Source organism: Hahella sp. HN01 (assembly GCF_018986435.1).
Taxonomy (GTDB): domain Bacteria; phylum Pseudomonadota; class Gammaproteobacteria; order Pseudomonadales; family Oleiphilaceae; genus Hahella.
On the sequence record NZ_JAHMIN010000026.1, the window covers coordinates 24,289 to 36,618 of the forward strand.

Annotated in this window: 12 protein-coding genes; 9 read left to right on the plus strand and 3 right to left on the minus strand. The window is 55.4% G+C overall.

Annotation, left to right across the window (positions count from 1 at the left end; genetic code table 11):
• Positions 1 to 9: 9 nt before the first annotated feature.
• The 3 genes from KP814_RS22000 to KP814_RS22010 all read left to right on the plus strand — a co-directional run bounded on the left by KP814_RS22000 (position 10) and on the right by KP814_RS22010 (position 3,026).
• The gene (locus KP814_RS22000; RefSeq protein ID WP_216738795.1) at positions 10 to 978 is read left to right on the plus strand and encodes an ABC transporter ATP-binding protein; all 969 of its coding nucleotides are present in this window, start codon (positions 10 to 12) and stop codon (positions 976 to 978) included.
• Positions 975 to 2,018 (plus strand): ABC transporter ATP-binding protein, encoded by a 1,044-nt coding sequence (locus KP814_RS22005; protein ID WP_216738796.1) that lies wholly within the window; start codon positions 975 to 977, stop codon positions 2,016 to 2,018. Before KP814_RS22000 ends, KP814_RS22005 begins: the two co-directional genes overlap by 4 nt.
• Positions 2,019 to 2,309: 291 nt before the next feature.
• A complete protein-coding gene (locus KP814_RS22010; protein WP_216738797.1) occupies positions 2,310 to 3,026 on the plus strand; it encodes a hypothetical protein in 717 nt (238 codons plus the stop codon).
• A gap of 38 nt (positions 3,027 to 3,064) precedes the next feature.
• On the opposite strand, the gene KP814_RS22015 is transcribed toward KP814_RS22010, so the two are convergent.
• Positions 3,065 to 4,426 carry a sigma-54 dependent transcriptional regulator gene (locus tag KP814_RS22015; protein WP_216738798.1) on the minus strand — a complete coding sequence of 454 codons (1,362 nt, stop codon included), beginning with the start codon at positions 4,424 to 4,426 and terminating at the stop codon, positions 3,065 to 3,067.
• Positions 4,423 to 6,291: an ATP-binding protein gene (locus KP814_RS22020; protein WP_216738799.1), complete on the minus strand. Its 1,869-nt coding sequence runs from the start codon at positions 6,289 to 6,291 to the stop codon at positions 4,423 to 4,425. Before KP814_RS22020 ends, KP814_RS22015 begins: the two co-directional genes overlap by 4 nt.
• Before the next feature lie 268 nt (positions 6,292 to 6,559).
• On the opposite strand from KP814_RS22020, the gene KP814_RS22025 reads away from it, so the two are divergent.
• The 6 genes from KP814_RS22025 (at position 6,560) to KP814_RS22050 (ending at position 11,193) form a co-directional block, all read left to right on the plus strand.
• Positions 6,560 to 6,718: a hypothetical protein gene (locus KP814_RS22025; protein ID WP_164887189.1), complete on the plus strand. Its 159-nt coding sequence runs from the start codon at positions 6,560 to 6,562 to the stop codon at positions 6,716 to 6,718.
• A complete protein-coding gene (locus tag KP814_RS22030; protein ID WP_216738800.1) occupies positions 6,711 to 8,072 on the plus strand; it encodes a cytochrome ubiquinol oxidase subunit I in 1,362 nt (453 codons plus the stop codon). Before KP814_RS22025 ends, KP814_RS22030 begins: the two co-directional genes overlap by 8 nt.
• 10 nt (positions 8,073 to 8,082) lie before the next feature.
• Complete coding sequence (locus KP814_RS22035) at positions 8,083 to 9,078, plus strand: cytochrome d ubiquinol oxidase subunit II (RefSeq protein WP_216738801.1); 996 nt, start codon at positions 8,083 to 8,085, stop codon at positions 9,076 to 9,078.
• A gap of 561 nt (positions 9,079 to 9,639) precedes the next feature.
• The gene (locus KP814_RS22040; RefSeq protein WP_216738802.1) at positions 9,640 to 10,149 is read left to right on the plus strand and encodes a hypothetical protein; all 510 of its coding nucleotides are present in this window, start codon (positions 9,640 to 9,642) and stop codon (positions 10,147 to 10,149) included.
• An 8-nt stretch (positions 10,150 to 10,157) separates the two neighbouring features.
• Complete coding sequence (locus KP814_RS22045; RefSeq protein WP_216738803.1) at positions 10,158 to 10,634, plus strand: MgtC/SapB family protein; 477 nt, start codon at positions 10,158 to 10,160, stop codon at positions 10,632 to 10,634.
• A gap of 25 nt (positions 10,635 to 10,659) precedes the next feature.
• On the plus strand, positions 10,660 to 11,193 hold the full coding sequence (locus KP814_RS22050) for a MauE/DoxX family redox-associated membrane protein (protein WP_216738804.1): 534 nt from the start codon (positions 10,660 to 10,662) through the stop codon (positions 11,191 to 11,193).
• Positions 11,194 to 11,211: 18 nt separating this feature from the next.
• Here the strand turns inward: KP814_RS22050 and KP814_RS22055 are convergent, their stop codons facing one another.
• The gene (locus KP814_RS22055) at positions 11,212 to 12,243 is read right to left on the minus strand and encodes a phosphoribosyltransferase family protein (RefSeq protein WP_253938552.1); all 1,032 of its coding nucleotides are present in this window, start codon (positions 12,241 to 12,243) and stop codon (positions 11,212 to 11,214) included.
• Between the last annotated feature and the right edge of the window lie 87 nt (positions 12,244 to 12,330).

Sequence of the window (12,330 nt, forward strand, 5' to 3'; positions counted from 1 at the left end):
ATTTTCATCATGCAACCCTTATTGGAAGTAAGCCACCTGGAAACCAAGTTCAACACCCCGGATGGGAAGGTGAATGCGGTTAACGACGTGAGCTTTCAGTTGTTTCCCGGGGAAAGTCTGGGCATCGTGGGAGAATCCGGTTCCGGCAAAACCCAGGTGTTCATGTCAATCATGGGACTGCTGGCGGATAATGGTAAGTCCACCGGCAGCGTGCTTTTCAAGGGAGAGGAAATTCTCGGCCTGTCGAAAGAAAAGCTGAACAAAGTGCGCGGCAGCGATATGTCACTGATTTTTCAGGACCCAATGACATCGCTGAACCCATTCCTGAAAGTTTCCAAACAATTGACGGAAGTACTGGTGGAGCACACTGGCGTCTCAATGCAGGAAGCGCGCGCCCGTTGTATTGAGATGCTCAGCAAAGTCGGTATTCCCGAACCCGCCAAGCGCTTCGATATGTATCCCCATGAGTTCTCCGGCGGCATGCGTCAGCGTGTGATGATCGCCATGGCCCTGCTGTGTCAGCCGGACCTGCTGATCGCCGACGAGCCCACCACAGCTTTGGACGTGACCATTCAGGCGCAGATTCTCAAGCTCATGGCGGAGCTGAAGCGAGAAATGAATACCGCGATCATCATGATCACGCACGATCTGGGCGTCGTGGCGGGGCTTTGCGATCGCGTGCTGGTGATGTATGGCGGTCGGATTGTGGAGTCAGGCACCGTACGGGAGATTTTCTACAATCCCAAGCACCCGTACACCATGGGACTGCTGGCCTCCATGCCGCGTCTGGACGGCGCCGGACACAGCTCTCTGCAGGCGATTCCCGGGCAGCCGCCCAACCTGCAGAACCTGCCTCAGGGATGTTCTTTTCATCCCCGCTGTCCGTACGCCCAAGACCGCTGCAAGCTGGATGATCCGCCGTTGCGTAAAGTCGGCGAGAATCGCTTGAGCGCCTGCCTTCTGGAGACTCATTCATGACCCAAGCCAACGCAATTGAACAAAGCGCGGGAAATAGCGCCATTCCCACAGGCAAGACCATACTGACCGTCAACGATCTGAAAGTGCACTTCCCTCTCGGCAGTGACGGCTTTTTCAAGAAAAACGACCGCTTTGTAAAAGCCGTCGACGGCGTCTCCTTTGAAGTGCGCGAAGGGGAAACACTGGGCATTGTGGGCGAATCCGGCTGCGGCAAGTCCACACTGGGGCGGGCCGTATTGCAGTTAATTTCGCCAACAGACGGCAAGGTCGTCTGGCTGGGACAGGACATCGCGGGACTGGACAGTAAAACCATGCGTCCTCACCGCAAGTCCATGCAGATTATCTTCCAGGACCCACTGGCCAGCCTTAACCCGCGCCGCACTATCGGCGATATCATCGCTGAGCCGCTGATGACGTTCTATCCAGAACTCAGCAAGCAGCAGCGTCGCGACAAAGTCAAAGCCATGATGGACAAAGTGGGTCTGCTGCCGCAGATGATCAACCGCTATCCGCACGAGTTTTCCGGCGGCCAATGTCAGCGTATCGGCATTGCCCGGGCGATGATTCTGCAGCCCAAGCTGATTGTCTGCGATGAGCCGGTTTCGGCGCTGGACGTCTCCATCCAGGCGCAGATCATCAACCTGCTGACGGAACTGCAAAAAGAATTCGGCATGTCGCTGCTGTTTATCAGCCACGACCTGTCGGTGGTTCGCCACGTGAGCCATCGGGTGATGGTGTTGTATCTGGGCAAGGTGATGGAGCTTGCGGACAAAGAGTCGATCTATCGGGAGCCCAAGCACCCTTACACCAAGGCTCTGATTTCCGCGGTGCCGATTCCGGACCCGGATATCGAGCGCCAGAAAGAACAGATCGTTTTGAAGGGCGACCTGCCCTCCCCGATCAACCCGCCCAGCGGCTGCGTCTTTCGCACGCGCTGCAACTACGCAGAAAGCCGCTGCGCGGAGAAGATCCCGGTGCTTGAACATACCGGCGCGGACCATCAGGTCTCGTGCCTGAAATGGAAGGAAATCACCGACTAATCTTGTGGCGCCCGCTTCCACTTACCCAGGCGGAAGCGGAATTTCCAACAAGTCCTGCAACAAAAGTTTATTCCACTCTCGCCGGCGTCGCAGTTTGACTGCCGGCTCTTTTTTGCGTGTTGCTTAAAGTTTGGCTTGTCTTGACGCCCCATAGAATACTTCACAAAAAAGCTAATACTATCCTTTCATTTAAAACAGCGCTGACAGCGGTACAAGTGTTCCACTTACATCATTTGCAGGGTATTATGCCCGCCCTTTTTTTCAGTTTGACTATTCACAAGGACTAACTTAGTGAACGCAGTATTCAAGTTCATTTCTCTAGCTATTTTTCCTGTTTGCACTTTTGCTGCTGAAGGCGGCGTCGCTAACACCAACTTCGAAGCAGGCATCAATTACTCCCAATCTCGAGACTCTGAAAATTATTCAGTAGGGGGTAGCGTCACTCTACCGGTATATAGTTTTGTGGGCGCTAACCTCAACGCAAACGCCAGTCATCAGGACGGTAAAGACGACCAAATTGATTCCGACAGCCATGGTCTCGGCGGAAATTTATTTCTGCGAGATTTCAATATAGGCAAAATCGGCTTGGGCTACAGTTACAGCAAAACGTCATTCGACTTACCTAGCTGGCTTAGCCCATACGTCGATGATGACTCGGAATCGGATCATTATCGTATATTTGGGCAATACTACCTTGGCGACTTTACCTTATCCGCAATTCGCTATGTTTCAGAGGCTAAGGAAGCGGATGAGCGCTTCAATGGGCTTGCACTTAGCGCAGCGTGGTACGCAACTGAAAACGTACGTACATCGCTTGATGCTTCCGCCATGGATTCAAAAGACAACTACGGTATTACCGTCGAATACCAGCCAGAGTTGTTTCAGAATGCAGCAAGCGTCAGTTTTTCCTACGCCGATGGTAGAAAAGATGACACCTTTTCTGTGGGCTTCAATTACTTCTTCGGAACCAAAGTCAGTCTGAAAGACAGAGACCGTAAGTACCGTTAAGCCTTTGAGCTGGACGTCGCCTCCGCAACGTCCAGCGCTCATCCCCCCACGCCATATCGCGCCATTTTCTTCAGCAACCCCTGTCTTGTAAGCCCTAATTGCGCAGCGGCCCGGGTTTTGTTGCCTTGTTGTTCGCTCAGGGCCTGCTGGATCAGGTGGATCTCCAGTGAGCTGACTTGTTCATCCAGCGTGTCGCCTTTTATCTGCGCGACCGGTGCGGAGGCGGTTCCGCTGATCAGGTTGACCTCTTGCATAGTCAACACGTCTCCCATGCAGATAGCGGCGGCGCTTTCCAAAGTGTTCTTCAGTTCCCGAACGGCGCCAGGCCAGGGTTGCGCGCAGAACCAGCGCATGGTTTCTCCATCCACTTGTAATTCGCGCCCGCTCTTACGCGCCATTCCCTGCAGAAAGTGTCGCACCAGCAGCGGAATGTCGGAGCGTCGTTCCTGCAATGGCGGCGTCATCAGCGTGAGGCCCTTGATGCGATAGTACAGATCGTCACGGAAGCCGCCTTCCTGAACCGCTTTGGGCAGGTTGCGGTTAGTGGCGCTGACCAGACGCACATCAATATGCTCCACTTCCCGACTGCCAACCGGGTAATAACATCCCTCCTGCAGCACCCGCAGCAGCTTCACCTGCATGGGCAGAGGCATCTCCCCTATTTCGTCGAGAAACAGAGTGCCTTTATCCGCCAGGAACAACAGTCCTTTACGGTCTTTATCCGCGCCGGTGAACGCGCCTTTTTTATAGCCGAACAACTCGCTTTCCAACAGTTCACCTGGAATCGCGCCGCAGTGAACGGAAATAAAAGCTTCCGCCGCGCGCTGACTGAGACGATGCAGCGCCTGAGCGATCACTTCTTTACCTGTGCCGCTGGGGCCCTGGATCAGGACAGGCACGTCAGTGGGCGCAATACGCCGGATCAATTCGCGCAGAGAATCCATGCTGGCGCTGGCGCCGATCAGACCCAAGTCATCGGACTCCGTTGGACGCCCCACCACCCGCCGCAGACGCTCCACTTCCTTCGCCAGACGTCGCCGCTCAATAGCCCGTTGCACCACCACCCGCAGCATATCCGGGTCGACAGGCTTACCGATAAAGTCCCAGGCGCCCGCCTGCATCGCTTTAATCGCCAGCTCCTTTTCATCATGCCCGGTCAACACCACCACCGGGGTATCCGCGTACAGGGCGATCAGTTGCAGTCCCTCTTCCGGCAAAAAAGTCGGCGGCAACGCCAGATCCTGCAACACCAGATCAAAATCCTGCTCATTGAACAGACGCCGCGCGGACTCTGCGTCGCCGCAACTGCTGACCTTGTATCCCGCTTGCTCAAGCCATAATGCGCACAGCTCGCAAAAGGCGCTTTCGTCATCCACTATCAAAATTTTCGCTGCGCTCATGCTGTTTCCTTCTCATCATGTTCAAGGGGAAGATGGATCATAAAACTCACCGGCCATCCCTCCTCATCGCTATGCCAGACATCGCCGCCATGGGCGTCGACAATACGCCGGACGATCGCCAGTCCCAGCCCGCTACCGCCGGCTCGCTTGCTGACAAAGGCCTGAAACAGGCGCGGCTTCATCGCGTCAGGCACCGCCGGCCCATTGTTGTGAATCGCAATCAGAGCCCCACGCTCATCCTGTGCAAGCGCCACCAAAATTTTGCCTTGAGGCGTCTGCCTGACAAAGGCGGCGGCGTTATCCAGCAGGTTGATCAACACTTGCTGCAGACGTTGTGGGTCAACGGATAACCAGACTTCGTCGGGGGACTCCAGCTCTATCTCCACCTCATGCAATTGCCGAATTTGCGCTACTGTGGCGGCCGTTAACGCGCATAAATTGGTTGGCTTGAGGTCCAGGCGAATCTGTCCGGCGTAGGTAAGCACGTCCTTGATCAAGAGCTCCGCCCGCTCTACTTGTTTGGAAATATGCTCGCGGATACGTGGGTCGGTCTGCGCCGCCGCCATGGTGATGATATTAAGAGGATTGCGGAGTTCGTGGGCAATCGCCGCCGTCAGGCCGCCCAGCTCCACCAGATGCTGCTGCTCCAGGCGTTTGCGCTCCGCCTCCGCCAGCAACAGCGAACGCTCCAGCGTAGCGCAGGCGGACGGCAACAGTTTCGCCATAAATTCCGCCAGACGCTGGTGCGATGGAGCAATGTCCTCCCAGCCTTGCAAACGACAATCCCACTGATCGCGCTTCTCGCACACAAACACCGGGCCTGACGGGGAGTCGAAGCGACCGTCAATATTCACGCTGGCGGTCACTCCGCTCTTTTTCAGCCAGAGCTGTTCGGCAGTCTGACGCAACTCCCCCCATCCTCTCACAGCATTAAGACGGGTAACCCACTGGTCCAGCGTGGACTTATCCAGCACCGCGCCCGGATACACCAGACGATCGGCGAATTCTTTGGCGGGCCCATACGCCAGCCAGGCGAATGCCAGCAAAATGCCGGAGTACACCACCAGCTGACTCAACGGCGCCTGCGCCAGCTCAGCCAGCCCCAACGGCGCCAGTAGCGCCAAGATCAACGACATGGCCAGCATGCTGGTGGCGAGCAAGGCCAGCCAGATCACCGCCTGATTCACCCAACGGTTCACCTCCACCAGGCGATAACGCACTACGCTGTATACCACCAGCACGGCGTAGCTGGGCAGGGCCAGCATGGCGTAGGGGAACAGGTTGATATCCAGGGAGGGAAAGATAAAGCTGGTAGAAAGGGTGAATCCCCAGCCGCCGGTAATGAACATGGCGGTAATGGAACGTCTCAAGTTGCCCTTGCTGCGCTGAAACGCCATTAACAGCAGTAAGTGCCCGATTACGCCAATCGCTACGGTATATGCAAGATTCAGCCACCCCGTGAAGGCCAGATGAAAAAATCCATCGAACTGCATCCAGGGAGCGATATAACCGCCCCCTGTCAACCAACTGGCCAGCACAACCGCAACAGCGGTGAAGTAGAAGAGCGGAGCCAGCCTTCGCAATTGCTGCGGCAGCTCCAGCGGATCACCCAGCCACAACAGAACGAAGTGCAGGAAAGCAGTAGGCATCAATGGGTTGCCCAACAGGATCAGCGTTCCTATCCCCTGATGATCTTCCAGCACCAGAATATGGCCAAAACACCAGATTGCCATCGACAGACAAAACCCGGACAATGCCCTTAGCGCAGGCTCTTGCCGCCGTCGCGACCATAACCATAGTGAAACGCCCCCGGCGGACAGCACCGTGGTCCACATGGAAACGGAAAAAAGCTGAATCGTATTCATGTCCCCAAGCGTAAACTTTGTTTACGCCAGCCTCCCCAAAAACAGTAAACGAAGTTTACACCCAGAACCATAAATTAGGAAAAATTTGCCGCATATCAAGGCGTCTCAGCGCGTTTTGTGATTGGCGCGCATGTTGCTCTTATTACTGCATAGCGAATTTCGTACCCAGCCGCCTTCGGGGTGACAAACGATCACCTCAGCCGACGCGGCGAAGTCAAAGTTGTGAAGTCATAGAACGTTTGAAGTAATAAGAGATAGGAGTATTCGTATGAGCGCCTGGTTAATCGATCTGCTTTCCGTATCCGCTGTCATCCTGTTGGCTTGTGGCATGACTCTCGCCCCAGTGCTGCAGCGCAATCGACGCTCCCGCAAAACCGCGCTCAGAACCGCACGCCTGCAATTCGAGGGAGGAGAGCAAAATGCCTGATCCCGCGTTACTGTCACGCATCCAGTTCGCATTCACAATTAGTTATCACATCATTTTTCCCACCATCACCATCGGGCTGTCGCTGTATCTGGCCCTGATGGAGGGGCTCTGGCTTAAAACCGGTCGTCAGGTCTACCTGCAACAGGCCCGTTTCTGGCAGAAGCCCTTCGCCATTACGTTTGGTATGGGCGTCGTCTCCGGCGTCGTGCTGTCCTATGAATTCGGAACCAATTTCAGCCGCTTCTCAGAAATCGTCGGACCGGTACTGAGCCCACTACTGACCTATGAAGTGCTCACTGCGTTCTTTCTGGAAGCGGGCTTCCTCGGCATCATGCTGTTCGGCTGGAAAAAAGTTTCCCCGAAAGTGCATTTCATCGCGACCTGTGTAGTCTGCGTCGGCACCATGATATCCGCATTCTGGATTCTGGCGGCCAACTCCTGGCTCCATACTCCGGCGGGTTATGAAATCGTTGACGGCGTATTTCATCCGACTGATTGGTGGGCGGTGATTTTCAATCCCTCATTTCCCTATCGCCTGACTCATATGCTACTGGCCAGTTTCCTGTCCGCATCGCTGTTGTTCGCCGGCGTCAACGCTATTTACCTGTTGCGGAAGCAGCATACCGAGTTCGCCAAAAGCGGTTTTTCCATCGCCATGTGGGCGATCCTGGTTCTGGCGCCGCTGCAGATCCTGGCGGGCGACATGCACGGCCTCAATGTGCATGAACACCAGCCAGTAAAAGTCGCGGCGATGGAAGCAGTATGGGAAACTGAACAGGGCGCGGGATTTCGCTTGTTCGCTCTGCCCAATCAAAAAGAAGCCAAGAACGATTTCGAGATTGTCATTCCCAAGGCCGCCAGTCTGATTCTGACGCATGACATCAACGGCGAAATCGCCGGACTGGATCAAGTGGCGCCGGAAAACCGGCCGCCTGTGGCGGTCGTGTTTTTCTCTTTCCGCATCATGCTGGCGCTGGGCGGGCTGATGCTGCTGCTTGGAGTATTGGGTGTGTGGGCGCGCAGCAAAGGTCGTCTGTTCGACAACCGTCTGCTATTGAACCTCTCCCGCCTGATGATTCCTGCGGGTGTCATCGCGACTCTGGCGGGCTGGTATGTCGTAGAGGTGGGTCGTCAGCCCTGGCTGGTGCAGGGGCTGGTGCGCACAGTGGATGTGACGTCGCCGCTGCCGGCCTCGCAAGTCTTGTCTACGCTGATTCTTTTTGTAGCAGTGTACTCCCTGTTGTTCGGCGTCTATCTGTACTTCATGCGTAAGCTGATCCGTCAGGGTCCTGCTGACGTCTCCGGCGCAGCTCAGGATGAAGAGCTGCCCACTACGCTAAACCCCGCACACTAGGAGAATCGCCATGGACATTGCGCTTATATACCTGTTACTCATCGCCATCGGCGTTCTGATGTATGTATTGCTGGATGGCTTTTCTCTGGGCGTAGGCATCCTGTCGCCCTGGCTCAACAAAGCGGAAGACCGCGCTATCGCCATGAAGAGCCTGTCTCATCTCTGGGACAGCAATCAAACCTGGCTGGTGTTCGGCGGCGTGGTGCTGTTCGCAGGCTTTCCCAAGGCGTACGCAACAGTACTGTCGCAGCTGTATCTGCCGATTATCCTGATGCTGATTGCGCTGATATTTCGCGGCGTGGCGTTTGAGTTTTACTTTAAATCCCATACCAGTCGCGGCTGGTGGGACTTCAGTTTCAGCTTCGGGTCCACGTTGGCGACCTTAAGCCAGGGCATTGTTCTCGGTTCGCTGGTGCAGGGATTCACTCTCACGCCTCATGCATCCGAGCAAATTGCCTGGTTTACGCCATTCTCGCTGATGACCGCCATCGCCCTGGTTTGCGGATACGCCCTGCTCGGCAGTTGCTGGCTGGTGCGCAAGACATCAGGTCGCCTGCAAGTGTCTGCCAGACGCCTGGGCATCATCAGCCTGTTCGCCGTCATGTTCTTTCTGGCGCTGGTCAGCGTCTGGATGCTGCTCGCCCAGCCTCAGGTGTTCCAACGCTGGCTGACCTGGCCCACCGGACTTCTGTTGGCGCCCGTTCCATTGTTGAGCGCTTATGCAGGTCTCCGTCTGTGGCAAACCCTGCGCAGCGGCGAAGGCAATGATTTGAAGCCTCTGGGTCTGGCCATGGCGTTGTTCGGGCTTTCCTTCATTGGATTAGCCGCCGGCATGTTTCCTTACATCATTCCCGGACAGCTCACTATCTGGGAGGCTATTGCTCCCGAGCGCAGCACCACGTTCACCCTGGTGGGAATCGTGCTGTTCCTGCCAGTGATCATCGCTTACAACATCTACAACTATCGGGTGTTCAGCGGTAAAACCACTACTCAGGACGGCTACTGATGAACAAATGGCGTCAGACTCGCAATGCCGTGCTGCTTTACCTGGCGGGAGTCGTCGCTCTGACGCTCGCCGCCGGCGCAGTGCGTATGGCTCTACAGGCATTATCTGCTTGAGAGCCCGGGGAGTTGAGTGATGAATGAATTAGCGGACATTTGTTGTCATTTACTCCGTTGGTAAGCGTCGTTTATAGGGTTGGCGGCGCTCTGCCTATGCTCTTGCTCAGGTTAATGTGGCGCTAATCTCTCTTTTAAGCCTCATATACCAGGAAACGATGGGCCTTGCCTTTCACGTTTTCCTGGTCATGTTTTCCTGATGCGATAAATTCCCTGAAGTCCGCTCTATCTCCATGTAAGCCTTACAAATTCTTGGAATAATTACCCCTAGACACTCGCATTCCACGCGACTCGTCAAACGTTTAATTCTCTCTAATCCAACGCGTCCCAAGGGCTTCAGCAAATCGGCACACTTTCTGCGTTTTAGGATCAGGCAGCCGCGCAAAATTGTTAGCGCGGCGATGAACATCATTCATTGAGTCACTAAAAACGAAAAGGAAAAGTAGCCATGAAACACTTAATTACCGCCATCAGCCTGATCGCCATCCCCGTCGCCGCTTACTCCGCCCCTGATGTGGGAACACAGGAATTTTCGATTTCCGGCTCGGGCTCCAGCGATAAAGACTTTGATAGCAACATCTTCTCCATGGACGGCGCTTACGGACAGTATCTTTCTCCAGACGCAGAAATAGGGGTGCGCCAGTCGGTCAGCGTCTCTGATAACGAAGGAGAAGAGAGCGTTTGGAACGGCTCCACCCGCGTTTTTTACGACTACCATCTGGGCCGCGACAATCTGAGACCTTATCTGGGAGCCAACCTCGGCTACATTTACGGCGAATCGGTGGATGAGAGCTTCATCGCCGCCCCCGAAGCCGGCCTGAAATATTATGTGGCGGACAACACCTTTGTGGTCGGTCAGGTGGAATACCAGTTCTTGTTTGAAGATGCGGACGAGGCGGATAACCGCTTCAGCGACGGCGTATTCGTCTATAGTGTCGGTATGGGCTACAACTTCTAATTCCAGATATGGAAAGCTTTATTACCGAATATCAAGGGCAGTTGTGGGTGCTGATGCATGTCTGCATCGCCCTTGTCCTGGGTGGCGCCATCGGCTTTGAGCGGGAAATGAAAAAGCGACCCGCCGGGTTTCGCACCCACATGCTGGTGGCCGCTACCGCAGCGCTGTTTACGGATTTGGCGACCCTGCTGACGTCGTCTATCGACGCCAACCTCACTTCCACCATCAATGCCGATCCGACCCGGGTGATCGTCGCCATCGCCACGGGCATCAGTTTTCTCGGCGCCGGCACTATCTTCCGTAGCGAAGACGGCGTCACCGGACTCACCACCGCAGCGACATTGCTGATGGCCAGCGCGCTGGGCGTCGCAGCCGCACTGGAGCAGTATGTGCTGGCGGTCGGACTCACCATTATCGTATTGATTGTCTTGAGAACCCTGGGATGTATCAGCAACCGCTGGACGGATAACGGCGACAAACGCTGACGCCCAAACCCGCAAGGAGGATACTATGAACAGCAAACCCGGCTTTCAGGTGCGTGAAGAAGAGCGAGGCGCGCACCTTTCCGACTATCGCCCCCTATTCGCTTTACTCGCCGTCTCCGCTCTCGCCGCGTTAGCGGCGTCCTTACCCGGACCTTTCACCGCAATGGTCTGGATGCACTACTTCATGGGATTCTTCCTGTGCATTTTCGCCATGCTCAAGCTGTTTCACCCCGGCTCCTTCGCCAACGGCTTTGAAATGTACGACCTGCTGGCCAGACGGTTTCGCGGCTACGCGTACATTTATCCTTTTATAGAGCTGGGACTGGGCCTGGCCTACTTATCCTTCGCTGCGCCTTATCTCACCTATGCTTTGACGATTATCGTACTGTCCTTTGGGGCAGCCGGCGTACTCTCCGCTTTGCGTAAGGGGCTGGACATCAATTGCCCCTGCATGGGCACCGTACTGGACGTTCCCCTGAGCACGGTGACGTTAACGGAAGATCTGGGCATGGCGGCGATGGCGCTAATGCTCATCCTGATGCGCAGCGGCGTCATATAAACGCCGCCGCACCAGGCGCTACGCCCGCGCTTTGGCGATCGCGTAGGTTTCGCTGAAGCCCAGCAGGATACTGCCGCCTTCGTCGGTATCAATCTGTAGCGATGCGCTACTGGCGCCATGAGGCGATTCAGCCAGACGCTTGGGACAAAAAATGGAGATTTCATGAGGTTTGCCGGTGTCGAGCACGCTGAGCTGAAAGACATCGTCCCGCGCGTCATAATCCAGGCTCTCCAAAGGCAGGTTCTGAAACTTCATTTCCTTGTTACGCCGCGCCTCCACAGGCGCAGGCGTTTCTTCTCGAAAAGAGACTAACCAGCCATGATGCTCATGGCTGAATTGCCGACAGTATTCAGACCAGTCTGTCTTCTCCAAAGTATGAGGCTCCTCGTCTGAGCTTTTCGACTCTTGCGCCCAGGCCGCCTTTAAAATATCAATGACCTCGTTATCTGAGGTCTGGCCAAAGTCCGTGTAACAACCGCCAATGGCGTAAAAGGGCTCCGGCGTCGCCAGACACACCACCTCATCGACCATCCCCTGTAACTCCGTTACCGTTTCGCTGGGCGCGACAGGGATAGCCGCCACAATCGCCTCCGGCTGCATTTGTCGTAACGCAGCGACGCCGGCTTTCATCGTGGCGCCAGTAGCCATTCCGTCATCCACCACAATCACACAGCAGCCTCGAATCTCTGGCGCAGGCTTATCGCCGCGATAGGTCTGTTCTCGTCGGCGCAGCTCCTTCTCTTCTCTCTTCCTGACGCTGGCGATTTCCTCTTCACTGATTTGATGAACGTTAACAACATCTTCATTCATAACGATCGCGCCGCCGCTGGCGATTGCCCCCATAGCCAGTTCTGGATATCGGGGCGCGCCGAGTTTGCGCACCAATAGCAGATCCAGCGGAGCCGAGAACGCCACAGCGATTTCATTGGCGACCGGAACGCCGCCTCTGGGTAAAGCCAAAATAAGAAGATTGTTGCGGGAACGATAGGCATCAAGCGCTTGCGCCAGCATCCGGCCGGCGGAGACGCGGTTTTTGATCGGGAGGTCCATGATTATCCCCCTGCAAGACGATGAATTGAGAAAGTAAATATCGGGAGCGACCATACCGCTCCTGATAATAACTGTAACGCGCTCAAC

Bases quoted from the DNA above. Each gene is read 5' to 3' on its own strand.
- KP814_RS22000 (WP_216738795.1), top strand. From the start codon at position 10: ATGCAACCCTTATTGGAAGTAAGCCACCTGGAAACCAAGTTCAACACC.
- KP814_RS22005 (WP_216738796.1), top strand. From the start codon at position 975: ATGACCCAAGCCAACGCAATTGAACAAAGCGCGGGAAATAGCGCCATT.
- KP814_RS22015 (WP_216738798.1), bottom strand. From the start codon at position 4,426: ATGAGCGCAGCGAAAATTTTGATAGTGGATGACGAAAGCGCCTTTTGC.
- KP814_RS22020 (WP_216738799.1), bottom strand. From the start codon at position 6,291: ATGAATACGATTCAGCTTTTTTCCGTTTCCATGTGGACCACGGTGCTG.
- KP814_RS22025 (WP_164887189.1), top strand. From the start codon at position 6,560: ATGAGCGCCTGGTTAATCGATCTGCTTTCCGTATCCGCTGTCATCCTG.
- KP814_RS22030 (WP_216738800.1), top strand. From the start codon at position 6,711: ATGCCTGATCCCGCGTTACTGTCACGCATCCAGTTCGCATTCACAATT.
- KP814_RS22035 (WP_216738801.1), top strand. From the start codon at position 8,083: ATGGACATTGCGCTTATATACCTGTTACTCATCGCCATCGGCGTTCTG.
- KP814_RS22040 (WP_216738802.1), top strand. From the start codon at position 9,640: ATGAAACACTTAATTACCGCCATCAGCCTGATCGCCATCCCCGTCGCC.
- KP814_RS22045 (WP_216738803.1), top strand. From the start codon at position 10,158: ATGGAAAGCTTTATTACCGAATATCAAGGGCAGTTGTGGGTGCTGATG.
- KP814_RS22050 (WP_216738804.1), top strand. From the start codon at position 10,660: ATGAACAGCAAACCCGGCTTTCAGGTGCGTGAAGAAGAGCGAGGCGCG.
- KP814_RS22055 (WP_253938552.1), bottom strand. From the start codon at position 12,243: ATGGACCTCCCGATCAAAAACCGCGTCTCCGCCGGCCGGATGCTGGCG.